At 75.5% G+C, this 21,364-nt stretch carries 24 protein-coding genes and 1 pseudogene; 17 read left to right on the forward strand and 8 right to left on the reverse strand.

Translation table 11 applies throughout. From position 1 onward, the window contains the following. Together OG774_RS27040 and dapD are read right to left on the reverse strand one after the other, a co-directional pair. Nucleotides 1-483 carry a cation:proton antiporter regulatory subunit gene (locus OG774_RS27040; RefSeq protein WP_328305423.1) on the reverse strand — a complete coding sequence of 161 codons (483 nt, stop codon included), beginning with the start codon at nt 481-483 and terminating at the stop codon, nt 1-3. A 20-nt stretch (nt 484-503) separates the two neighbouring features. After that, nucleotides 504-1,508 carry a 2,3,4,5-tetrahydropyridine-2,6-dicarboxylate N-succinyltransferase gene (gene dapD, locus OG774_RS27045; RefSeq protein ID WP_328305424.1) on the reverse strand — a complete coding sequence of 335 codons (1,005 nt, stop codon included), beginning with the start codon at nt 1,506-1,508 and terminating at the stop codon, nt 504-506. Between the two features lie 20 nt (nt 1,509-1,528). Between dapD and OG774_RS27050 the strand changes: the two genes are divergently transcribed. Together OG774_RS27050 and dapE are read left to right on the forward strand one after the other, a co-directional pair. Then, on the forward strand, nt 1,529-2,206 hold the full coding sequence (locus OG774_RS27050; protein ID WP_328305425.1) for a DUF1275 family protein: 678 nt from the start codon (nt 1,529-1,531) through the stop codon (nt 2,204-2,206). A gap of 11 nt (nt 2,207-2,217) precedes the next feature. Beyond that, entirely contained in the window at nt 2,218-3,297 is a 1,080-nt protein-coding gene (gene dapE / locus OG774_RS27055) for a succinyl-diaminopimelate desuccinylase (protein ID WP_328305426.1), read from the forward strand. A 201-nt stretch (nt 3,298-3,498) separates the two neighbouring features. On the opposite strand, the gene wrbA is transcribed toward dapE, so the two are convergent. Beyond that, nucleotides 3,499-4,131, reverse strand: coding sequence for an NAD(P)H:quinone oxidoreductase (gene wrbA, locus OG774_RS27060; RefSeq protein ID WP_328305427.1), 633 nt, complete (start codon nt 4,129-4,131; stop codon nt 3,499-3,501). A gap of 134 nt (nt 4,132-4,265) precedes the next feature. On the opposite strand from wrbA, the gene OG774_RS27065 reads away from it, so the two are divergent. Beyond that, complete coding sequence (locus OG774_RS27065) at nt 4,266-5,045, forward strand: TIGR00730 family Rossman fold protein (RefSeq protein ID WP_328305428.1); 780 nt, start codon at nt 4,266-4,268, stop codon at nt 5,043-5,045. A 10-nt stretch (nt 5,046-5,055) separates the two neighbouring features. After that, nucleotides 5,056-5,604, forward strand: a complete 549-nt coding sequence (locus OG774_RS27070; RefSeq protein ID WP_328305429.1) for a TIGR00730 family Rossman fold protein — start codon at nt 5,056-5,058, stop codon at nt 5,602-5,604. 1 nt (nt 5,605) lies between these two features. Here OG774_RS27070 and OG774_RS27075 read toward each other — a convergent pair whose 3' ends face one another. Next, the gene (locus OG774_RS27075; RefSeq protein WP_328305430.1) at nt 5,606-6,355 is read right to left on the reverse strand and encodes a dihydrofolate reductase family protein; all 750 of its coding nucleotides are present in this window, start codon (nt 6,353-6,355) and stop codon (nt 5,606-5,608) included. Next, the gene (folP, locus tag OG774_RS27080; RefSeq protein ID WP_328305431.1) at nt 6,355-7,239 is read right to left on the reverse strand and encodes a dihydropteroate synthase; all 885 of its coding nucleotides are present in this window, start codon (nt 7,237-7,239) and stop codon (nt 6,355-6,357) included. Before folP ends, OG774_RS27075 begins: the two co-directional genes overlap by 1 nt. Before the next feature lie 105 nt (nt 7,240-7,344). Here folP and OG774_RS27085 point away from each other — a divergent pair, with 105 nt between their 5' ends. The 6 genes and pseudogenes from OG774_RS27085 to OG774_RS27110 all read left to right on the forward strand — a co-directional run bounded on the left by OG774_RS27085 (nt 7,345) and on the right by OG774_RS27110 (nt 11,860). Then, complete coding sequence (locus OG774_RS27085) at nt 7,345-8,310, forward strand: glucosyl-3-phosphoglycerate synthase (protein ID WP_328305432.1); 966 nt, start codon at nt 7,345-7,347, stop codon at nt 8,308-8,310. A 37-nt stretch (nt 8,311-8,347) separates the two neighbouring features. After that, nucleotides 8,348-8,632, forward strand: a pseudogene (locus tag OG774_RS27090) (DivIVA domain-containing protein); the annotation flags it as partial. Nucleotides 8,633-8,867: 235 nt separating this feature from the next. Then, nucleotides 8,868-9,335, forward strand: coding sequence for an SRPBCC family protein (locus OG774_RS27095; protein ID WP_328305433.1), 468 nt, complete (start codon nt 8,868-8,870; stop codon nt 9,333-9,335). 7 nt (nt 9,336-9,342) lie between these two features. Continuing rightward, complete coding sequence (locus tag OG774_RS27100; protein ID WP_328305434.1) at nt 9,343-9,933, forward strand: DNA-3-methyladenine glycosylase I; 591 nt, start codon at nt 9,343-9,345, stop codon at nt 9,931-9,933. 164 nt (nt 9,934-10,097) lie between these two features. Beyond that, a complete protein-coding gene (locus OG774_RS27105) occupies nt 10,098-10,265 on the forward strand; it encodes a DUF3117 domain-containing protein (RefSeq protein WP_274188192.1) in 168 nt (55 codons plus the stop codon). Between the two features lie 26 nt (nt 10,266-10,291). Next, nucleotides 10,292-11,860 (forward strand): leucyl aminopeptidase family protein, encoded by a 1,569-nt coding sequence (locus OG774_RS27110; protein ID WP_328305435.1) that lies wholly within the window; start codon nt 10,292-10,294, stop codon nt 11,858-11,860. Here OG774_RS27110 and OG774_RS27115 read toward each other — a convergent pair. Beyond that, complete coding sequence (locus OG774_RS27115; RefSeq protein WP_328305436.1) at nt 11,857-12,630, reverse strand: O-methyltransferase; 774 nt, start codon at nt 12,628-12,630, stop codon at nt 11,857-11,859. The two genes, OG774_RS27110 and OG774_RS27115, sit on opposite strands and share 4 nt — an antisense overlap. Before the next feature lie 218 nt (nt 12,631-12,848). Here OG774_RS27115 and sigE point away from each other — a divergent pair, with 218 nt between their 5' ends. From sigE to OG774_RS27140, 5 genes are all read left to right on the forward strand, one after another. Next, a complete protein-coding gene (gene sigE / locus OG774_RS27120; RefSeq protein ID WP_328305437.1) occupies nt 12,849-13,484 on the forward strand; it encodes an RNA polymerase sigma factor SigE in 636 nt (211 codons plus the stop codon). After that, entirely contained in the window at nt 13,481-14,161 is a 681-nt protein-coding gene (locus OG774_RS27125) for a hypothetical protein (RefSeq protein ID WP_328305438.1), read from the forward strand. Before sigE ends, OG774_RS27125 begins: the two co-directional genes overlap by 4 nt. Nucleotides 14,162-14,354: 193 nt before the next feature. Further along, the gene (locus OG774_RS27130) at nt 14,355-16,010 is read left to right on the forward strand and encodes a S1C family serine protease (protein WP_328305439.1); all 1,656 of its coding nucleotides are present in this window, start codon (nt 14,355-14,357) and stop codon (nt 16,008-16,010) included. A gap of 8 nt (nt 16,011-16,018) precedes the next feature. Next, on the forward strand, nt 16,019-16,459 hold the full coding sequence (gene tatB, locus OG774_RS27135; protein ID WP_328305440.1) for a Sec-independent protein translocase protein TatB: 441 nt from the start codon (nt 16,019-16,021) through the stop codon (nt 16,457-16,459). Nucleotides 16,460-16,544: 85 nt separating this feature from the next. Further along, a complete protein-coding gene (locus tag OG774_RS27140; protein WP_328305441.1) occupies nt 16,545-17,339 on the forward strand; it encodes an adenylate/guanylate cyclase domain-containing protein in 795 nt (264 codons plus the stop codon). Here OG774_RS27140 and OG774_RS27145 read toward each other — a convergent pair. Next, the gene (locus tag OG774_RS27145; protein WP_328305442.1) at nt 17,290-17,817 is read right to left on the reverse strand and encodes a MarR family winged helix-turn-helix transcriptional regulator; all 528 of its coding nucleotides are present in this window, start codon (nt 17,815-17,817) and stop codon (nt 17,290-17,292) included. The genes OG774_RS27140 and OG774_RS27145 overlap by 50 nt on opposite strands. Nucleotides 17,818-17,901: 84 nt before the next feature. Between OG774_RS27145 and OG774_RS27150 the strand changes: the two genes are divergently transcribed. Together OG774_RS27150 and rsgA are read left to right on the forward strand one after the other, a co-directional pair. Continuing rightward, on the forward strand, nt 17,902-18,774 hold the full coding sequence (locus OG774_RS27150; protein ID WP_328305443.1) for a dioxygenase family protein: 873 nt from the start codon (nt 17,902-17,904) through the stop codon (nt 18,772-18,774). A 317-nt stretch (nt 18,775-19,091) separates the two neighbouring features. Then, complete coding sequence (rsgA, locus tag OG774_RS27155) at nt 19,092-20,150, forward strand: ribosome small subunit-dependent GTPase A (protein WP_328305444.1); 1,059 nt, start codon at nt 19,092-19,094, stop codon at nt 20,148-20,150. A 40-nt stretch (nt 20,151-20,190) separates the two neighbouring features. On the opposite strand, the gene OG774_RS27160 is transcribed toward rsgA, so the two are convergent. Then, entirely contained in the window at nt 20,191-21,327 is a 1,137-nt protein-coding gene (locus OG774_RS27160; protein WP_328305445.1) for an Mrp/NBP35 family ATP-binding protein, read from the reverse strand. Nucleotides 21,328-21,364 lie beyond the last annotated feature (37 nt).

Below are 21,364 nucleotides of genomic sequence, written 5' to 3' on the forward strand. Positions count from 1 at the left end.
TCAGCCGTCCTCGAGGATCGCCGCCGCCTGGCCGAGCCCCTCACCGGTGCCCACGACGACCACGAGGTCGCCCGCGCGGAACACGAACTCCGGGCCCGGCGACGGGGAGACGACGTGGTCGCGGACCACGGCGACGATCGACGTGCTGGTGCGCGTGCGCATCGCGGTGTCGCCCAGGGTGCGGCCGTCGTACGGCGAGCCGGCGCCGACCGGGAACTGCGCGGTGCTGACGCCCTCGACCTCGCGCTGCTGGTCCTGCAGCTGCGCGACGAGGTTCGGCGCGCCGAGCAGCGTGCCCAGGGCCTGGCCCTCGGCGTCGGTGAGGCCCACCGAGGCGCTGCAGGAGTCCGGATCCTCCCGGCCGGACACCAACAACTCGCGGTGCCCGTCGCGGTGCGTCAGCACCCCGATGCGGCGCCCCGACGTCGTCGCGAACTCCTGCTTGGTGCCGATCCCGGGCAGACGGGTGACCTCGACGTCCACGATCGTCAGATTACGTCGGCCTAATCGTTCGCGTGCAGCGCGGCGTTCAGCTCCACCTTGGCGCCCTCGGTGCGCGGCAGCGCGTGCACCGCGCCGGTGACCGAGTCGCGGCGCAGGAGCAGCCCCGAGCGCCCGGAGAGCTCGGCGGCCTTGACCACCGAGCCCCTATCGGCGTGCTGGTCTTCAAAGAGGGTCACTCGCGTGCCCGCGGTGACGTAGAGGCCCGCCTCGACGACGCAGTCGTCGCCGAGCGAGATCCCGATGCCGGCGTTGGCCCCGAGCAGGCAGCGCTCGCCGATCGAGATGATCTCCTTGCCGCCGCCCGAGAGCGTCCCCATGATCGACGCGCCGCCGCCGACGTCGGAGCCGTCGCCGACCACCACGCCGCCGGAGATGCGCCCCTCGACCATCGAGGTGCCCAGCGTCCCGGCGTTGAAGTTGACGAAGCCCTCGTGCATCACGGTGGTGCCCGACGCGAGGTGCGCGCCGAGGCGCACGCGGTCGGCGTCGCCGATGCGCACGCCGGACGGGATGACGTAGTCGACCATGCGCGGGAACTTGTCCACCGCGTACACGGTCACCGGCCCGCGGGCGCGCAGCCGGGCACGGACGCGCTCGAACCCGGGCACCGGGCACGGCCCGTGGTTGGTCCAGACGACGTTCGCCAGCAGCCCGAACGCGCCGGTCAGGTCCACGCCGTGCGGGGTGACGAGCCGGTGCGAGAGCAGGTGCAGCCGCAGGTAGACGTCGTACGCGGAGGCGGGCGGGCCCGTGAGGTCGGCGACGGTGCGCACGGCGACGACCTCGACGCCGCGGTCCTCGTCGGGACCCAGCGCCTCGACCAGGGAGGGCTCGAGATCGCCGGCCGGCACCATGACCGTGCCCGGCTCCTCGGCCATCCCGTCGGCCGCGTCCGAGAGCTCGGGCAGCGGGTACCAGGTGTCGAGGACGGTGCCGTCGGCGGCCACGGTGGCGAGGCCGACACCGACGGCACGGGAGGAACGCGGGGCGGCGGGGGTGCTCATCGTCCGCCAGGCTATCGGGCGTGGCGGACGCCGGTAGCGAGCGCGGGGTGGCCCGGGTCGCCACGGCGACGACGCTCCTCGCCGCCGCCTCCGGTGTCGTCGACCTCTGGGCCGTGACGAGCCTCGGCGGCCCGTTCGCGGGCGTCGTCACGGGCAACCTCGTCACCGTCGGCGGCGCCGCCGGGCGGGGTGACGCGACGGCGCTGTGGCCGCCGCTGATCGCGGTGCTCGGTTTCGCCGTCGGTGCGGCGGCCTGGGCGTTCGCCTGGCGCCGCCGGCCTGCCGCCGTCGCGTGGCCCCTGATCGCCGAGCTCGTCCTGCTCGCCGCGCTCGCCGTCGCGTGGGTCGTGACCGGGACGGCGCCGCAGGGGGCGACGGTGCTCGTGCTGCTGGGCGTCGCCGCGGGCGCGATGGGCGCGCAGAGCAGCACGGCGTTGCGGCTGGGGGAGTCGACGACGTACCTGACCGGCACGCTCACCGGGGCGATGGTCGCCCTCGTCACGGGTGGCCCGCGCCGCCGGGTGTCGGGGCTGCGCCAGCTCGCCGCGCTGGTCGTGGGGGCCGCCGCGGCGGCGGTGCTGCTCGCCGTCCTGCGCTGGTCGGTGCCGGTGCTCGCCGTGCTCCTGGGGGGCGCCGCGCTCGCCGTGCTGGGCCGTCCGGCGCACGCACCTCACACCGCAGACCGCACACCCGGTTAGCCTCGCGCGTCGTGAGCGCTCCACCCGTGACCCTCGACCTGCTCGCCGACCCGGTCACGCTGACCGCGGCCCTGGTCGACGTGCCGAGCGTGTCCGGCGACGAGCGGGCCCTGGCCGACGCAATCCAGGCGGCGCTGGCGGTCCAGGCGCCGCACCTCGAGCTCCTGCGCTCCGGGGACGCGGTGCTGGCGCGCACGCGGCTCGGCCGGGCGCGGCGGGTGCTGCTGGCCGGGCACCTGGACACGGTCCCGATCGCCGACAACGTGCCGTCGCGGCGCGAGGGCGGGACGCTCTACGGCTGCGGGACGAGCGACATGAAGTCCGGGGTCGCCGTGATGACCCACCTCGCCGCCGCCGTCCGCGAGCCCGCGCACGACGTCACGCTCGTGCTCTACGACTGCGAGGAGATCGAGTCGGCGCGCAACGGGCTCGGCCGGCTCGAGCGCGAGCACCGCGACTGGCTCGACGCCGACCTCGCGCTGCTCGGCGAGCCGACGTCCGGGCAGGTCGAGGCGGGGTGCCAGGGCACGCTGCGGGTCGTCGTGCGGACGACCGGCCGGCGCGCGCACTCGGCGCGCTCGTGGCTGGGGGAGAACGCGATCCACGCCGCGGCCCCGGTGCTGGCCCGGCTGGCGGACCACACCGCCCGCGACGTCGACATCGACGGGTGCCGCTACCGCGAGGGCCTGCAGGCGGTCCGGATCGCGGGCGGTGTCGCCGGCAACGTCGTGCCCGACGTGTGCGAGGTGACGGTGAACTTCCGCTTCGCGCCCGACCGGTCGCTCGACGACGCCCGCGAGCACGTGGCCGGGGTGCTCGACGGCTTCGACCTCACGGAGACCGACGCCGCCCCGGGCGCGCTGCCCGGCCTCGCCGCGCCCGCCGCCGCGGACTTCGTCGCCGCGACGGGGACGACGCCGGTGGCCAAGTACGGCTGGACCGACGTCGCCCGCTTCGCCGCGCTCGGGATCCCGGCGCTGAACTTCGGCCCCGGCGACCCGAACCTGGCGCACACCCGCGAGGAGTCGGTGCCGGTCGAGGCCGTCACCGCCGCCTGCGACGTGCTGCGCGGGTACCTGACGCGCACCTGACCGGACGGCGCGGTGCCCCGGAAACCCGCGCCCTGTACCGCGCGAAGGGCACCTTCAGCCGGATAGAGCGGCGAACGGTGCCCTTCGCCAGAACGCGCGCTCGGGTCCCGCACCTGCCGCGCACCTGTACCGCGCGAAGGGCACCTTCAGCCAAATAGAGCGGCGAACGGTGCCCCTCGCCAGAACGCCCGGACGGCTCGCTCAGATCGCGGCGACCTCGTTGCGCCCGGCGACGATCTGCCGGGTGACGGTCGCGACGCGGTGGCCGGCGTACTGCGTCGCCTGGCGCGTGTCGTCCGAGATCGGGATCGAGCCCTGGCCGTCGACGTGCGACGGGCCGTAGGGGTTCCCGGTGGTGAACTGGATTGGGTCGGTGTAGCCCGGGGTCACGAGGATGCCGCCGAAGTGGTGGATCGTGTTGTAGAGCGCGAGCAGCGTCGACTCCTGGCCGCCGTGGGCGGTCGAGGTCGAGGTGAACCCGGAGTAGACCTTGTCGGCGAGCTGGCCCTGCGCCCACTGCGGGCCGAGCGTGTCGATGAACTGCTTGAGCTGCGCGGTGACGTTGCCGTAGCGCGTCGGCGTGCCGAACACGACGGCGTCGGCCCACAGCACGTCGTCGGCCGTGGCCTCGGGGACGTCCTTGGTCGCCTCGGCGTGCTGCGCCCAGGCCTCGTTCGCGGCGATCGCCTCGGGCGGCGCCAGCTCGTGCACCTTGCGGATGCGCACCTCGGCGCCGGCGTTCTCCAGGCCCTTCGCGTAGTCCTGGGCCATCGCGTGGATCGTGCCGGTGGAGCTGTAGTAGATGATCGCGACCTTCGGGGTGGCCGTGGCCATGGGGAGCCTCCAGAGGAGTAGTTGTCGGTTCAACTTCGGGTGCCACGCCCGGTCCCGCCCGAAACCGCGGCCGTCATGCCGGCCGTCACCCCACGGACCGGCCCCGTTCGTGGGGTGCTCCTAGGCTCGGCGGCATGCTCCACGACGACCCGGCCGGCCGGGATGCCACCGCCCCGCGCCCGACCACCATCGACCGCCGCCGATCCGAGCACCGGGATCCGGCCCGTCTGTCGTCGACCACCGACCAGCGCCTGCTCGACTCCCGCGGGCCCGTCGACTGGGTGCACTCCGACGCCTGGCGCCTCCAGCGCATCCAGGCCGAGTTCGTCGAGGGCTTCAGCGTGCTCGCCGAGATCCCGCGGGCGGTGACGGTCTTCGGCTCCGCGCGCACCGCGACGGACCATCCCGAGTACGCCCGCGGGGTCGAGCTGGGCGCCGCACTGGCGCGCGCCGGCTACGCGGTGATCACCGGCGGGGGCCCGGGAGTGATGGAGGCGGCCAACCGCGGCGCGTCCGAGGCGGGCGGCCTGTCCGTCGGCCTGGGCATCGAGCTGCCGTTCGAGCAGGGCCTGAACCCCTGGGTGGACCTCGGCGTCGGGTTCCGCTACTTCTTCGCCCGCAAGACGATGTTCGTCAAGTACGCGCAGGCCTTCGTCTGCCTGCCGGGCGGCTTCGGCACGCTCGACGAGCTGTTCGAGGCGCTCGTGCTCGTGCAGACCGGCAAGGTCACCCGCTTCCCGGTCGTCCTGCTCGGACGCGACTACTGGGGCGGGCTGCTCGAGTGGCTCGCCGGCCCCGCGATCGCCGCCGGCACCATCAGCCAGCGTGACGTGGACCTCATCCACCTCACCGACGACATCGACGAGGTCGTGACCATCGTCGAGGAGGGGTTCCGCGAGGCGGTGGGATCGTGAGGGCAGGTTCGTGACGCTCGCCGTCTGCGTGTTCTGCGCCTCCGGACCGGTGCCGGAGTCCGCCGTCGCGCTCGCCGCCGAGGTCGGCACGGCGATCGCCGCGCGGGGCTGGAGCCTGGTCTCCGGCGGCGGGCGCGTGTCGATGATGGGCGCGGTGGCCCGGGCCGCGCGCGAGGGCGGCGCCCGCACCGTCGGCGTCATCCCCGAGGCCCTCGTGGCGTACGAGGTCGCCGACGACGAGGCCGACGACCTGGTGATCGTGCCCGACATGCGCACCCGCAAGGGCGAGATGGACGTGCGCAGCGACGCGGTCCTCGCCCTGCCCGGCGGGCTCGGGACGCTCGAGGAGCTCTTCGAGGCGTGGACCTCGCGGTCGCTGCGGATGCACGACAAGCCCGTCGTCGTCCTCGACCCCGACGGCCATTACGCCCCCCTGTTCGCCTGGCTCGAGGGCCTGCGGGGCACCGGCTACGTCTCGGAGCGCGGCATGGCGGGCGTGGTGCGGACGAAGACGGTCGACGACGCGCTCGACGCCCTCGCGGCCGGCCATCGCGCGTAGCTCAGCGCACGTAACGGACCAGCAGCGTGCTGTCGTCGACGAGCAGCGACGCGACCTCGAAGGCCGTCGGGGGGCTCAGCGCCATCGCGCCGGAGGCCACCCGTGCCGCCCGGCCCGCCACGGCCAGCGGAGCGATGCTCAGGCGGATCTCGTCGACGAGGCCGCGGGCGAGCAGGTTGCCGACGAGGCCGGGACCGCCCTCGCAGTCGATGCGCCGCAGCCCCGCGTCGGCGAGCTGCCGGAGCGCGTCGGCGAGGTCCACCTCGTCGTCGCCGGCCAGCAGGACGCGCGCGCCCGCGTCCGACCAGGCGCGCCGCCGCTCCTCGGGGGCGCTCGCGCACGTGACCACGATCGACGGGACGAGGACGTCGGTGACGCTGGTGGCGTCGGCGGGCAGTGACGCCCCCGAGGTGACGAGGGCGAGCGGCGCGACGGTCGACAGCCCGTGCCGCTCGCGCCGCGCGGTGGTCGTGGCGTCGGGCCGCAGCCCCGGGTAGTCCTCGGCGACGGCCGTTCCCGCCCCGAGCAGGACCACGTCGGCGAGGTCGTGCCCGAGCGCGAACACCCGCCGGTCGGCTGGGGTGGACAGCCCGGCCGACGTCCCCTCGACCTCGATGCCGCCGTCGAGGGAGCTGACGAAGTTGACCGCGAGCCAGTGGTCCCTGTCCTCGTCGCCGGCCGGGTACGTGTACAGCTCCTCGAGCGCGTCCTCGTCGAGAGCCCGCGCGGGCAGCGGCCAGACCTGCTGCATCAGCTCATCCAGCGCTCGGCGCGGGACGGGGGCCGGTGCCCGGCGATGCTCGCCACCATCTCCAGCGTCTGGCGGGTCTCCTCCACCTGGTGCACCCGCACCATGGTCACCCCCGCCTGCGCGGCCAGGGCCGTGGCGGCGAGCGTGCCGGTCAGCCGGCCGTCGAGGGGCACGTCGAGCGTCTCGCCGACGACGCCCTTGTTCGACATCGCGAGCAGGACCGGGATCCCGGTGGCGATGAGCCGCGGCAGGCCGCGCAGGACCTCGAGGCTCTGCAGGGTGTTCTTCCCGAAGTCGATGGTCGGGTCGAGCAGGATGCCCTCGGCGGGGACCCCGGCGGCGATCGCGCGCTCGGCGAGGGCCGTGGTGTCGTCGACGACCGAGGCGACGACGTCGGTGTAGGTGGGCCGCACCGGGTCGGTGCGGGGCGTCAGGCCGCCGGTGTGGGCGCAGACGTACCCGGCCCCGTGGGCGGCGGTGGCGGGCAGGATCTCCGGGTCCCAGCCCGCCCAGCTGTCGTTGACCAGGTCGGCGCCCGCGGCGAGGCACGCGTCCGCGACCTCGGCGCGGTAGGTGTCTATGCTGATCACGAGGTCGGGGAAGCGCTCCCGGGCCCAGCGCAGGGTGGGCACCACCCGGTCGAGCTCCTCCGTGACGGAGACGTCCTGGCCGGGGCTCGCGGGGACACCGCCGAGGTCCACGACGTCCGCGCCGGCGGCGACGGCGTCGCCGATGGCGGCCTGCGCCGCCTCCGGCGCCCAGGTGGCGCCGTTGTCGTAGAACGAATCCGGGGTGCGGTTGACGATCGCCATGATCAGGGCGCGGTCCCGGCTCAGGCGCCGGCCGCGGATCACCATCTGCGTCGGTGCGGACGGTCCGGCCATGACGTTCACGACCCGGACACCGTTCCCACGCCGCGGGCCACGTCCCGGTGCTCGGTCACCATGCCGTCTTGATACACGATCTCCTCGGCACGCTCAGGACCGTCGGTGAGGGACGCGACCGAGCAGTGGTTCCCGCGGCGGACCTGGACCCGCCCGACGTGGACCGCGGCGGAGCTCACCGCGGCCCGTGCCGGACGGACGGTGTCGGTGGTCCTGCCGGCGCTCGACGAGGAGGCGACGGTCGGCGGCGTGGTCGCCGCGGTGCGGCCCCTGCTCGGCACGCTGGTCGACGAGATCGTCGTCGTCGACTCCGGGTCCACCGACGCCACCGTCGCCCGCGCCCGTGCGGCCGGGGCCCGTGTCGTGTCACGGGACGCCGTGCTCCGCGAGATCCCGGTCCTGGCCCAGATCCCGGTCCGCCCCGGCAAGGGCGAGGTGCTGTGGCGCTCGCTCGCGGCCACGTCGGGAGACCTGGTGGTCTTCCTCGACTCCGACCTCGTCGACCTCGGCCCCGACTTCGTCGTGAACCTGCTCGGCCCGCTGCTCACCGTCGACGGCGTGGCGCTGGTCAAGGGCTTCTACCACCGGCCCTTACGGCTCCCGTCTTCCGGGATGGCCGACGCCGGCGCGGCCCTGACCGGCGGCGGCCGGGTCACCGAGCTGACCGCGCGGCCCGCCCTCGCCGCGCTGCGCCCCGAGCTCTCCGGCGTCGTGCAGCCCCTCGGCGGCGAGTACGCCGCGACCCGTGAGCTGCTCGAGTCGCTGCCCTTCGCCGCGGGCTACGGCGTCGAGATCGGCCTGCTCCTCGACACCCACACCACGCGTGGGCTCGACGCGATCGCCCAGGTCGACCTCGGCGTGCGCAAGCACCGCCACCGCAGCCTGCGGGCCCTGGGTGCCACCGCCGCCGAGGTCCTCGACGCGGTGCTGCGCCGCTGCGTCCCCGGGCACCCGGGGGCGGACCCGCTGACGCAGTTCGTGCCGGTCGACGGCGACTGGCTGTCCGACGAGCAGGCCGTCGCCACCACGGACCGCCCGCCGCTCGCGACACAGCGGGCCACCGGGAGCTGACGGAGAGCATCGGTCGGCACCCCTACGATCGAGGGCCATGGGCAGCGCGCTGGTGTACGTCATCGTGGTGGGCCTCGTGGCCGCCGCGGTCTACCTGCTGGCGGCCTTCGTCTTCGGCCGGGGCGAGGAGCTCGCCCCCATGCCGCCCGGCGCCACGCCCACGCGGCTGCCCGCCCGCGACCTCACCGCCGGCGACGTGCGCGACCTGCGCTTCCAGCAGGCCCTGCGCGGCTACAAGTGCAGCGAGGTCGACTGGGCGCTCGAGCGCCTCGCGTCCGAGGTCGACGCCCTGCGCGCCCGCATCGAGGCGGTGGAGACCGACGGCGAGGCGCCCGCGTCGACGCTCAACGGCCACGCCGAGCCCGCGCCCGACCTGGCCGACCCGACGCCGACCGACCCGACCGACCCGACCGACCCGACCGTGACGGGCCGGGACGCGCTCGGCCCGGCACAAGCTGCGTCACAGGGGGCGTCGTCCGGTGCCGGGCGGGGAATGTCCGGCATCGACGGCCCCGGACGCTGACGCGGGTCCCGACAGCACGCGGGAGGAACGCCGGATGGCGCGACGGGAGATCACGGTGTCGGTCGACGTCGACGCACCGGTCGAGACGGTGTGGGGCGAGGTCACCGACTGGGAGTCCCAGGGTGAGTGGATGCTCGGCACGGCCGTGAAGGTCACGCGCGGCGACGGCACGAGCGTCGGGTCGGAGCTCGCCGCGACCACCGGCGTCGGGCCCCTCGGGGTCACCGACACGATGGAGATCGTCGGCTGGGACCCGCCGCACCGGGCGACCGTCCGCCACACCGGCCGGGTCGTGCGCGGCAGCGGCGTGTTCACCGTCCTGGAGCGCCGCACCGACGACGGTCGCGAGGCGTCGACGTTCGTGTGGAGCGAGCAGCTCGACCTGCCGCTCGGCGCCCTCGGGGCGCTGGGGTGGCCGCTGGTCAAGCCGGCGTTCGCCTGGGGCGTCAAGCGCTCGCTCGACCTCCTGGCCCGCCGGTGCGAGGAGAGCTGGTCGCGGTGAGCAGGCGGTGAGCGCGATCGTCGGCGACGACGGGGTCGGCCGCTGCCCGTGGGGCGGGGGCAGCGAGCTGCTCGCCGAGTACCACGACCGCGAGTGGGGCCGGGTGCTCCACGGCCGCGACGCGCTCTACGAGCGGATCAGCCTCGAGGCGTTCCAGTCCGGTCTCTCCTGGTTGATCGTGCTGCGCAAGCGCCCGGCGTTCCGGGAGGCCTTCGCCGGGTTCGACCCCGAGGCCGTCGCCCGTTTCGACGAGACCGACACCGCACGCCTGCTGGCCGACGCGGGCATCGTGCGCAACCGCGCCAAGATCGAGGCGACGGTGGCCAACGCCCGCGCCGTGCTGGCCCTGGCCGACCGCGACGAGGACCTCGACACCCTGCTCTGGTCGTTTGCCCCGCCCCCGCGGGAGCAGCCGCCGAGCGGGTTCGACGACGTGCCCGCGACCACCCCCGCGTCGGCCGCGATGGCGAAGGCGCTGCGGGCCCGCGGCTTCCGGTTCGTGGGCCCGACGACCTGCTACGCGCTGATGCAGGCGACCGGGATGGTCGACGACCACGTGGCCGGATGCTTCCGCGCGATCGGCGCACCGGGGGTCTGACCGGCCGCGTGACCGGGGCGGACACGCCCGGGTGATCGCTCCGGTGTCGTGCCGGTCGGTCGCATGGTGAAGAATCGTCGCCTGTCACACGGCGCTCGCTCTCCGGACGCCCACGCGGGCGACGCGGGGAACGGGAACGACGCAGCTCGCGGAGGGAGCACGCTATGGCGGCCATGAAGCCCCGGACCGGAGACGGTCCCCTCGAGGTCACCAAGGAGGGGCGCGGCATCGTGATGCGCGTGCCGCTCGAAGGTGGGGGGCGCCTCGTCGTCGAGATGACGGCGGACGAGGCGGGCGACCTGCGGGAGGCTCTGACGGGCGTGGTCGGCTGAGCACCGCAACCGCCGGGCGGGACGCCGTGACCGGGGACGCGCCCTTCGCGTCCCCGGCCCTGCCCACCCCGCTCGCCACGCTGACCACCGCGGTCCCGGACGGCCCGGTCGCCGTCCTGCGGTGGCGCCGACGCGACGGCGCGGACGGGTCCGACACCACCTCCGACGAGTCGACCGAGAGCGCCGGCAACGACGAGGCCCTCGACGGCGACGGGGCGGTCGAGGGCGCGCCCCCGGGCTGGCGCCCGTCGGCCGGCTCCGTCGCCGCACTCCCCGGCCCGGCCCCCGCGCAGTGGCTGGTGGGTGTCGGCGAAGGCCGTCCCCGCGACTGGCGCGCCGCCGGGGCCGCCGCCGTACGCGCGCTGCGGGACGCCCCGGGCGCGGCCGTGGGCGCCGGCGACGGGCCCCGCGCGGCCACCCTGGCGCCCGCGCGTCCCGAGGACCTTCCCGAGACCGCCGACGACTGGGCGTCGCTGGCGCTCGGCGTCGTGCTGGGCTCGCACCGGTTCTCCGTGAAGTCCACGGGCCCCGGCGCCCGGGTGACGGTCCACCTCGACGTCCCCGCCGAGCACCACGGGACGGTCGAGCGGACCGTCGAGCTCGCCACCGCCACGGCGCGCGCCCGCGACCTCGCCGACACACCGTCGGGCACCAAGTCGCCGGACTGGTTCGCCACCACCGCGACCGACCTCGTCGCCGACGCCCGGGGCCTCGAGGTGACGGTCCGCGACGAGGCCTGGCTCGCCGAGCACGGGTTCGGCGGCGTCCTCGCCGTCGGCGGTGGCTCGTCACGCCCGCCGCGCTTCCTGGAGCTGCGCTGGTCACCCCCCGATACGGAGACGGGCGCCGCGCCGGACGCGGGCCACGTCGTCCTCGTCGGCAAGGGCATCACGTTCGACACCGGCGGCATCTCGATCAAGCCGAACGCCGGCATGGCGGACATGCGCACCGACTGCTCCGGCGGCGCCGCCGTGGTCGCCGCGATGCGGGCGGTGGCGCGCCTGGACGTCCCGGTCCGGGTGACCGGCCTCGTCCCGCTGGCCGAGAACCACGTGTCCGGCTCGGCCTACCGGCCCGGCGACGTCGTGCGGCACCGCGGGGGCACCACCTCGGAGGTCACCAACACCGACGCCGAGGGCCGCATGGTGCTCGCCGACGCGATCGCGTTCGCTCTCGAGGAGCTCGCGCCGGACGTCGTCGTCGACGTCGCCACGCTCACCGGGGCCATGAAGGTCGCGCTCGGCGTGCGCACCGGCGGGGTGTTCGCGAGCTCGCCCGACCTCCGCACCGCGATCGTCGACGCCGGCGCCGCCGTCGGCGAGTCGTGGTGGCCGATGCCGCTGTCGGAGCACCTGGACACCGACGTCGACTCGACGATCGCCGACGTGCGCCAGGCCCCGCCCGGCCCCGGCGGCATCGCCGCGGCGCTGTTCCTGCGCCGCTTCACCGACGGGCGGCCGTGGGTGCACCTCGACATCGCCGGCCCGGCGCGCTGCGACTCCCCGCACGAGGAGGTCGCCAAGGGCGCCACGGGCTTCGCCACCCGGACGCTGGTCGAGTTCTGCGCGGCGAGGGGCCTGCGGCGGAGCCCCTAGCGTCGCGCCGCGCAGAGCAGGCCCTCGGCCACCGGGAGCAGCAGCGGGACCAGGCGCTCGTCCTCGCGCACGGCCCGCACCGTCTCGCGCAGCGCGCCCGCGACGGCCTCGCGGCGCACCGGGTCGGCGACGCGGCCCTGCCAGAGCACGTCGTCGAGCACGACCACCCCGCCCGGGCGGAGCAGGCGCAGCGAGGCCTCGAGGTCGCGGGGGAAGTCGGTGGTGACGCCGTCGACGACGACGAGGTCGTACCCGCCGTCGGAGAGCTTCGGCAGCACCTGCCGCGACGACCCGGTGATCATCCGCACGCGGCCCGGCCCGAAGCCCGCCTCGACGCACGCCGCCCGGGCCCGGGCCTGCCGGCCGCCGTCGGTGTCGATGCTCGTGAGGAGGCCGTCGGCGGGCATCCCGCGCAGCAGGGCCACGGTGCCGACGCCGAGCCCGGTGCCGATCTCCACGACGGCGCGCGCCCGCGTCGACGTCGCGAGGAAGGTCAGCGCGGCCGCCGTGGCCGGCGCGACGGCGACGACGCCCTCGGCCACCGACTGCTCGCGCAGGCCGGCGAGCAGGGGGTCCTCGGCGAGGAAGGCCTCGGCGCGCTCGCCGATGCGGGAGCCCGCGCGGACGGCCGCGGGCGACGGGGCCTCGCTGGCGCCGTCGCCGTCGGTCGCCGTACCGTTCGCCGCAGGGTTGTCACGCCGGACCGCCCGCAGCGCGCGGGGCGTGCCGCGCACGCCTCCACCGCGCCCCCCGGGGCGCCCCGTCGCCATCCGAACAGGCTAGATCGTCCGGGCGGCCCGGACGGCGTGCCGCGCCGACTCGCCGCTCACCCGGTCGGGGCCGAGGCGTGTGACGAGCAACCCCCAGGATCCTCAGCCGTCTCTCAGCACGACCTCACGTCCGTGACATGAGGGCCCGCCATGGTGGTACCAGGTCGCCGGAATCCCCGACCGGCACCACCAGGACGAGCCGAGGAGCACGCACCCCGATGCCCGACCGCCCCGCCACCGCGGTCCTCGACCGCCCCGTCGAGACCGTGACCGACGTCGAGTCGGCCTCCGACCACGCCGGTGAGGGTGAGGCCTGGGTTCCGCCGACGTGGGACGACGTCGTGCGCCAGCACGCCGACCGCGTGTACCGGCTGGCCTTCCGCCTCACCGGCGACGCCCACGACGCCGAGGACCTCACGCAGGAGACGTTCATCCGCGTGTTCCGCTCGCTCGCCGGTTACAAGCCCGGGACGTTCGAGGGCTGGCTGCACCGCATCACCACCAACCTCTTCCTCGACATGGTGCGCCGCCGCGCCCGGCTGCGGATGGAGGGACTGCCCGAGGACACCGACCGTCTCCCCGGCGGCGACCCGAGCCCGGAGCAGGTGTGGTCCGACGCCCACCTCGACCCCGATCTACAGGCCGCGCTCGACGCCCTGGCGCCCGAGTTCCGCGCCGCCGTCGTTCTCTGTGACGTCGAAGGACTGTCGTACGAGGAGATCGCGGCGACGCTGGGTGTCAAACTGGGGACCGTGAGGAGTCGCATCCACCGCGGGCGCCAGGCGCTGCGCGCCTCGCTCGAGTCCCGCGCCGCCGAGCGCGTCGCCGCCGTCCCCGTCGGGGGGCCCGCATGATTTCGGGGCGCTCCGGGTGGTCGGGCTGGTCGGAGCGGTTCACCGAGTCCGGGCACCTCGCCCTCGACGCGGTCGTCGCCTTCGTCGACGAGGAGCTCCCGCCCGGCCCGGCGCACCGCGCGTCCGCGCACGTGGACCGCTGCCTGACCTGCGCCGCCGAGGTCGCCGCCCAGCGGCAGGCCCGGCGCCGGGTGCGGGCCGCGGGCGACCCGTGCGTGCCGAGCTCCCTCTTCAGCACCCTGTGCTCGATCCCGGACGTCGCGCCGCTGCCCGGCGCTCCCGCGGGTCTCGCCGTGGCCGCCGACGGCACCCTCGTCGTGCCCGCGCAGGCCGGACGCACCGCCGACACCCCGGACACCGCGGACGTCACCGGCGGTGCGACGAAGACCGGGCGGTCCCGCTGGGGTCGCCGACGCGCGCTCGGTCTGCCCGTCGCCGTGAGCTCCGGCGTCGTCGTCGGCGCCGCGGCCCTCGCGGCGTTCGCCGGCCCGGCCGTGGTCGCGGGCACCGCGCCTGCCGCGCCCGGCAGCGTCGCGCCGCGGGTCACGCCCACGGCGGCCGCCGCCCAGCTCGCCACCCGCGACACGGACACCGCGAGCGACTCCGTCCGCGATGCCGCCCGCCCCGAGGGCCCGTCGAGCCCGGCGTCCGCGCCGCACGGTCCCGGCGCACCCTGACCCGTTCCTCCTGCGCTGACCGGCCCTTCACCGCACTGGTCGCACGCTGTGACGGTGTCGACGCAGGCCGCGCCCCGAGGCTCTACGGTGGTGGGGCGATGAGCACCACCCTTGAGCCCGGGACCCTCCCCGCCCACCGCTCGGGCAGCAGCGGCCACGCCGTCCGGTTTGTCCGGATCACGGGGGCGACCCGATGACCGGCCCCACGGAGCCCGGCGGCGCCGCCGCGCCGGAGACCGAGTCGGGCGCCGGCCCGGGTGGCAGCTCGGGTGCCGACGCCCCGACGAACGGCCACGCCACCAACGGCCACGCGTCACCGACCACGAACGGCCACACGGGCAACGGCCACGGCTCGGGGAACGGCACCGCCAACGGCACAGCCACCGGCAACGGCCACCGGTCCGCTCCGGTGGAGCGCGAGCTGGCGGCGGTGTTCGGCCGCCCCGAGGGCGTCCGGGGCGCGTTCGGGCCGGGCGCGGGCGTCAACGGCCACTCGGGCTCCCATCCGTCCGGACGTCACGAGCCGCCGGCCCCGGCGCTGGTCTCCGCGTTCGGGCGCCCCGGCGGCGCGAGCGACACGTCCGCCGCGTCACTGCAGCGCCCCGACCGCCCCGCCGACGCGGACGCCGACCGCCCCGACGACTTCTGGGACGACACGTCGTCCGTCGACCCGTGGCGCAACCCCGACGCCGCCGCCGAGCTCGGCGGCCCGGCGCTGCGCGAGCCGCACGGGAGCACTGCCGAGCGGCCCGTCGGCCCCCGCCTGTCGGCGCGCGAGCTGGTCCTCGGCCGCCGCGTGCAGCCCGCGGCCCTGGCCCTGCTCGCCGTCGTCGCGCTCGTGCTCGGCGGGGTCGGGGGCGTCGTCGGGTGGGCGGTCGCGGGCGGTGCCGACCGTCTCGTCGACCCGGGTGCCTCGCTGACCCCCGTCTCGCCGGGGCGCGAGCGCCCGCCGGGCTCGGTCGCCGACGTGGCCGGCCGGGTCGCGCCTGCCGTGGTGTCCCTCGAGCTCCAGGCGGGGTCGAGCGGCGGCACCGGGTCGGGGGTCGTGCTCAGCCCCGACGGCTACATCGTCACCAACAACCACGTCGTCGAGCTCGCGGCCACCGACCCGCGCGCCACGCTCGAGGCCGTCTTCGCCTCGGGGCTGCGGGCGCCGGCGCGGGTGGTCGGCCGCGACCCGCAGACCGACATCGCCGTCGTCAAGGTCGAGCTGGCCAACCCCGTGGTCGCGCAGCTCGGACGTTCGTCGGACCTGCAGGTGGGCGACGGGGTCATCGCGATCGGGTCGCCGCTCGGCCTGGCCGGCACGGTCACCGAGGGCATCGTGAGCTCGGTCGACCGCCCGGTGCGCCTCGACGCCGAGTCCGCCGAGGCGAACCCCGTCATCGACGCCATCCAGACCGACGCGGCGATCAACCCGGGCAACTCCGGCGGCGCGCTCGTCGACACCTCGGGGGCCGTCGTCGGCATCAACACCGCGATCCGCACGCTGGGCGGTGGCGAGGGCGGGTCGATCGGGCTCGGGTTCGCCATCCCCATCGACGACGTCCGCGTCATCGCCGAGTCGATCATCCGCACCGGCGGCTACACCCACAGCGACCTCGGGGTGAACGCGAAGTCGGTCACGGACGGCGCCTCGGACGGTGCGCAGGTGCTCAACGTGCGCCAGGGTGGACCCGCGTCGCGCGCCGGGCTGCTGGAGGGCGACGTGGTCCTGCGGGTCGACGACCGCCCGATCGCGTCGGCCGACGAGCTCGTCGTGGCCGTGCGGGAGCACCCGCCGGGCCAGGCGATCACCCTCGGCGTCGTGCGGCAGGGCCGTCCGCTCTCGCTGCAGGTCGCGCTCTAGGGGGCGGGATGTTCGACAACATCGGCTGGCCCGAGCTGCTCGTCCTCGCCCTCGTCGGTCTCTTCGTCCTCGGGCCCGAGCGGCTCCCCGCCGCGGCGGCCTGGGTCGCGAACACCGTCCGGACGGTCCGCGACTACGCCACCGGCGCCCGCGACCAGCTGCGTTCCGAGCTCGGCCCCGAGTTCGAGGACCTGCGCAAGCCCCTCGAGGACCTGCGCTCCGTGCGTGACCTCAACCCCCGCCGCGCCGTGCGCCAGCACCTGTTCACCGACCCGCCCGTCGACGGCACCTGGAGCGGCTCGACCGCGCCGGGCGCCCCGGCCGCCTCCCCGGCCCCGGCGGTCCCGCCGACGGCCACGGGGGTCCCGGTGCCCTCGACCACGCGCCGGGAGGCGGACCGCCCTCTCGGACCGGGCGAGATCGCCCCGCTGGACCCCGACGCGACCTGACGGGGTCGCCTACCGGATCCTCGTGTCGCTCCTCACGGGGATGAGCCGGCAGCCGATCGGGGCTCCGCTGTTAGCGTCGATCAGCGTGATCGTGCGTCAGGGCGAGCCGATGCGCCGGCGGGTGCTCGCGGCGGCCAGCCGCCTCGACAGCGACCCGCGGCTGCTCGCGGCCGTCGAGTGGACGCGCTCGTGGCTCCCGGGCGACCCGTTCTACGGCGATCCGCTCTCGACGGGTGACGACGCGGTCGGCCGCGTGGCCGCCCAGCTCGCCCCGCTGGCCGCGACGCGCCCCAGCGTGCTGCGCGAGGTCGGTCTCACGGCACTGCAGCTCTGGCAGGCCCACGCCGGGGTCGAGGAGCGGCCGGACGGGGACGACGTCGTCGTGCTGTTCACCGACCTCGCGGGTTTCTCGGACTGGACGCTCGAGGTCGGCGACGACCTCGCCGTCACCGCCCTGCGACGCGTCGGCGCGGCCGTCGAGCCGTTGGTGCGCCGGCGGGGCCGGGTGGTCAAGCGCCTCGGCGACGGGCTGATGGCCGTCCACCCGACCGTGCAGGACGCCGTCGAGGTGGCGCTCGCGGCCCGCGACGCCGTCGAGGAGCTGGACGTCGACGGCCACCGCCTGCACCTGCGCGCCGGCGTCCACGTCGGCCGTCCCCAGCAGCTCGGCGGCGACTACTACGGGCGCGACGTCAACATCGCGGCCCGGATCACGGACGCGGCGGGCGCCGGGGAGGTGTGCGTCTCGAGCCCGACGCGCGCGCTCCTGGACGGCTCCTACGCGACGTTCCCGCTGAGCCGGCGCCGGGGCAAGGGCGTGCCCCCGGACATCACCCCGTGGCGCGTCGGTCGCCGGAAGCCCGGGGGGTCTCCTGGCTGAGCGGGTTCGCCCGCATCCCGCCGGAGGGGTCGAGCCGCCCGAGGATGGCGGCGGCGACGCACGCCAGGGACTCGACGCCGTCGCAGTCCAGCGCGTCGAAGATGAGCCGGCGGACCTCGGCGGCGTGGCCGGGGGCGGTCTCGCGCACCTTCTCCATGCCGGCGTCGGTGAGCCGCGCGACGGTGACCCGGCCGCTCTCCGGCGAGGGCTCGCGGACGACCCAGCCCTGCTGCTCGAGCCGCGCGACCACGTGCGAGAGGCGCGAGAGCGACGAGTTGACCGTGGCGGCCAGCGCGCTCATCGGTAGCGTCCGGCCCGGCGTCTCGGAGAGCATGGCCAGCGTCAGGTAGGAGAACTGGGTCAGTCCGGCGTCGCGCTGGAGCTGCGCGTCGAGCGCCGCGGGCAGCAGCGTCATCACGGCGGCCGTGCGCCGCCACGCCCGCTGCTCGTCGTCGTCCAGCCAGGGCCCCTCGGTCATGGGGCCCACATTACTTGATGCTTCAACTCTTCGCAGGTAGTGTTCGGTGTTGAACCATCAACCACCGACCGGGAGCGTGCCGCCATGGACCCGTTCGCCACCGCCCACCCGGGAGCGGCGTTCGACGCCTTCGAGCCGGGCGCCCGCGAGCGCGCCGCCGGCCGCACACCCTGGACCCCGCAGGACGGGCCGCTGCCCGCGCTCTACCTCAGCCACGGTGCCCCGCCGCTGTTCGACGACGCGGAGTGGATGACGCGCCTCGGCGCGTGGTCCGACCGGCTGCCGACGCCGAAGGCGATCCTCATCGTGTCGGCGCACTGGGAGTCCGCGCCGCTGACGCTCACGAGCGCCGAGGCGAACATACCGCTGGTGTACGACTTCGGCGGCTTCGCCGAGCGCTTCTACCGGATGACCTACGCTACGCCGGACGCGTCCGCGCTCGCCGCCCGCGTCGCCGCCACGCTGCCCGACGGCCAGCCGGCGCACGCGTCGCGCCGCGGGCTCGACCACGGCGCCTGGGTGCCGCTCAAGGTCATGTACCCGCTCGGCGACGTGCCCGTCCTGCAGATGAGCATGCCCACCGAGGACCCGGACCGCCTGCTCGCGATCGGGGCCCGGCTGCGCGAACTGCGCAGCGAGGGCGTGCTCGTCATCGGCTCGGGCTTCATGACCCACGGGCTGCCGTTCCTGTCCCGCGAGATGCTCGCCGGGAAGGACACCCCGGGCTGGACGGGCGACTTCGACGCCTGGGCTGCCGAGGCCCTCGACCGCGGCGACCTCGAGACGCTGTACCGCTTCCGCGAGGCCCCGGGCATGCCCTACGCGCACCCGACGGCCGAGCACTTCGTGCCGCTGTTCGTCACCCTCGGCGCGGCCACCGATCCCGAGGCGCCGGTGACGACGACGATCGACGGCACCATGTGGGGCCTGTCCCGCCGGTCGCTGCAGGTGGCCTGAAGCTCGCCTCCTGTTGGAGCGAACGCCCTATCGGCGTGCTCAGTAGGACGTTCGCTGCTTCTAGGCGGACGAACTCCCCGTTCGTTCGTCGGGAAAGGGCTTGGCGACGGCCGGATGCTCGGAGCATGCTGACCCGGACCGGGGACGATCCCGGGCTCGGAGTTCGAGGAGTGAACGCCATGGCGGCCCGCACGGGCGCCATGAGAGGCGCCGTCCGACGCACCGCCTGGTGACGCCGACCGGCTCGCGCCGAGTGCTGCGCACCAGGGTTCCTCGCCGCCGTCACGCGACGGCGGCTCCTCGAAGGGTCCCCTCCAGTGCTCTCTGCTTCACCCTCATCGATCTCGACCCTGTCCCGCTACGGCTGGGACGACGCGTGGGAGCAGCTCGCCCTCGCGCACCACAGGGCCGGACGGCTGCCCGGCCGCGTCGCCCGCGTCGACCGCGGTCGCGTCGACGTCCTCACCGACAGCGGCCGCGTGCGCGCCCGCTGCCCCGTCCCGCCCGCGGTGGGGGACTGGGTGCTCGTCGATCCCGCCGGTGATCCCGGCGGCACCCCGTCCGTGGCCGCCGTCCTGCCCCGGCGCACCGCCCTGGTGCGCGCCACCGTCTCCGGACGCTCCGAGGCCCAGGTGCTCGCCGCCAACGTCGACACCGTGCTCGTCACCGTCCCGTGCGAGGCCGGCGGGCGCGCCGGCCGCGTCGAGCGCCTGCTCGCCCTGGCCTGGGAGAGCGGGGCGACGCCGGTGGTCGTGCTGACCAAGACCGACCGCCTCGAGGTGGTCGCCGACGCGGTCGCCGAGCTCGCCCTCTCGGCGCCCGGCGTCGAGGTCCTGGCCGTCAGCGCCGTGACCGGCGAGGGACTGGACGACGTGGCGACGGCCGCGCGGGGCACCACGGTGCTCGTCGGTCCCTCCGGGGCCGGCAAGTCCACGCTCGCCAACGCCCTGCTCGGCGAGGAGGCCCTGGCCGTCGGGGAGGTCCGCGCCTCCGACGGCAAGGGTCGCCACACGACGGTGCACCGGGAGCTCGTGCCCTTCGCCGGCGGCGTCCTGATCGATACGCCGGGCCTGCGGGCCGTCGGGCTCATCGACGCCGCCGAGGGCATCGACAAGGCGTTCACCGACGTCGTCGAGCTCGCCGACGGCTGCCGTTTCGCCGACTGTGCGCACGACCGCGAGCCCGGGTGCGCGGTGCGGGCCGCGGTCGACGCGCACGAGCTCCCGGAGCGGCGCTGGGAGGCCTACCGCAAGCTCCAGCGCGAGGACGAGTGGGCGGCGGCGCGCACCGACGCCCGGCTCGCGGCCGAGCGTCGGGGCCGGTCGAAGACGATCACCAAGGCCCAGCGGGCGGCGTACCGCGAGCGGGGCCGCTGAGGTCCCCGGCAACGCAGCGTTCGCTGCGGAACCGGGCGAGCTACCGCCCGGCGGGCGAGATGTTCAGCGACATCCCCGCGAGCCCGCGGGAGCGCACCGAGAGCTTCTCGGCGACGGCGCGCAGGGCGGCACCGGCGGGGGACTCGGGCTGGGTGAGCACGAGGGGCATGCCCGCGTCGCCACCCTCGCGCAGGCGGGTGTCGATCGGGATCTGGCCCAGCAGCGGGACGTTGCCGCCGACGGACTTGGCCAGCGAGTCGGCCACCTTCTGACCGCCGCCGGAGCCGAACAGGTCCATGCGGGACCCGTCGGGCATGTCCATCCACGACATGTTCTCGACGACGCCCGCGAGGCGCTGGCGCGTCTGCAGCGAGATCGCGCCGGCGCGCTCGGCGACCTCGGAGGCCGCCTGCTGCGGCGTGGTGACCACGAGCAGCTCGGCGCCCGGGATCAGCTGCGCGACGGAGATCGCGATGTCGCCGGTGCCCGGGGGCAGGTCGAGCAGCAGGATGTCGAGGTCGCCCCAGAACACGTCGGCGAGGAACTGCTGCAGCGCGCGGTGCAGCATCGGGCCACGCCAGACCACGGGGGTGTTGCCCGGGGTGAACATGCCGATCGAGATGACCTTCACGCCGTGGCTCTGCGGCGGGAGGATCATGTCGTCGACCTTGGTGGGCCGCTCGTCGGTGCCCAGCATGCGCGGTACGGAGTGCCCGTAGATGTCGGCGTCGACCACGCCGACCGACAGGCCGCGGTCGGCCATGGCAGCCGCGAGGTTCACCGTCACCGACGACTTGCCGACGCCGCCCTTGCCCGACGCCACGGCGTAGACGCGCGTCAGCGAGCCCGGCTGGGCGAACGGGATGACCGGCTCGTCGGCGTCGCCGCGGACGGTCTTGCGGACCTCGCGGCGCTGCTCGTCGTTCATGACGTCGAGCTCGACCGACACCGCGGTGACACCGGAGACCGCCGACACCGCCGTGGTCACCCGCGAGGTGATGGTGTCCTTCATCGGGCAGCCGGCGACGGTCAGGTAGACGGCCACCTCGACCTTGCCGTGGTCGAGGACGCGGATGTCCTTGACCATGCCCAGCTCGGTGATCGGCTTGTGGATCTCGGGATCCTCGACGCCGGCCAGTGCGGACCGGATCGCGTCGACGGACGGTGCTTCGGCCATCGGACCCTTCTCGACTTCTCGGACGTGGGGGTCCCGG

The sequence above is a fragment of the Actinomycetospora sp. NBC_00405 genome, assembly GCF_036044095.1.
GTDB lineage: Bacteria > Actinomycetota > Actinomycetes > Mycobacteriales > Pseudonocardiaceae > Actinomycetospora > Actinomycetospora callitridis.

What these genes read in the sequence shown, in the direction of transcription:
- dapD (WP_328305424.1), bottom strand. Translation starts at nt 1,508, where the DNA reads ATGAGCACCCCCGCCGCCCCGCGTTCCTCCCGTGCCGTCGGTGTCGGC.
- OG774_RS27065 (WP_328305428.1), top strand. Translation starts at nt 4,266, where the DNA reads ATGCTCCACGACGACCCGGCCGGCCGGGATGCCACCGCCCCGCGCCCG.
- OG774_RS27075 (WP_328305430.1), bottom strand. Translation starts at nt 6,355, where the DNA reads ATGCAGCAGGTCTGGCCGCTGCCCGCGCGGGCTCTCGACGAGGACGCG.
- folP (WP_328305431.1), bottom strand. Translation starts at nt 7,239, where the DNA reads ATGGCCGGACCGTCCGCACCGACGCAGATGGTGATCCGCGGCCGGCGC.
- OG774_RS27145 (WP_328305442.1), bottom strand. Translation starts at nt 17,817, where the DNA reads ATGACCGAGGGGCCCTGGCTGGACGACGACGAGCAGCGGGCGTGGCGG.
- sigE (WP_328305437.1), top strand. Translation starts at nt 12,849, where the DNA reads ATGCCCGACCGCCCCGCCACCGCGGTCCTCGACCGCCCCGTCGAGACC.
- OG774_RS27115 (WP_328305436.1), bottom strand. Translation starts at nt 12,630, where the DNA reads ATGGCGACGGGGCGCCCCGGGGGGCGCGGTGGAGGCGTGCGCGGCACG.
- OG774_RS27105 (WP_274188192.1), top strand. Translation starts at nt 10,098, where the DNA reads ATGGCGGCCATGAAGCCCCGGACCGGAGACGGTCCCCTCGAGGTCACC.
- OG774_RS27095 (WP_328305433.1), top strand. Translation starts at nt 8,868, where the DNA reads ATGGCGCGACGGGAGATCACGGTGTCGGTCGACGTCGACGCACCGGTC.
- OG774_RS27130 (WP_328305439.1), top strand. Translation starts at nt 14,355, where the DNA reads ATGACCGGCCCCACGGAGCCCGGCGGCGCCGCCGCGCCGGAGACCGAG.
- OG774_RS27125 (WP_328305438.1), top strand. Translation starts at nt 13,481, where the DNA reads ATGATTTCGGGGCGCTCCGGGTGGTCGGGCTGGTCGGAGCGGTTCACC.
- OG774_RS27160 (WP_328305445.1), bottom strand. Translation starts at nt 21,327, where the DNA reads ATGGCCGAAGCACCGTCCGTCGACGCGATCCGGTCCGCACTGGCCGGC.
- wrbA (WP_328305427.1), bottom strand. Translation starts at nt 4,131, where the DNA reads ATGGCCACGGCCACCCCGAAGGTCGCGATCATCTACTACAGCTCCACC.
- OG774_RS27150 (WP_328305443.1), top strand. Translation starts at nt 17,902, where the DNA reads ATGGACCCGTTCGCCACCGCCCACCCGGGAGCGGCGTTCGACGCCTTC.
- tatB (WP_328305440.1), top strand. Translation starts at nt 16,019, where the DNA reads ATGTTCGACAACATCGGCTGGCCCGAGCTGCTCGTCCTCGCCCTCGTC.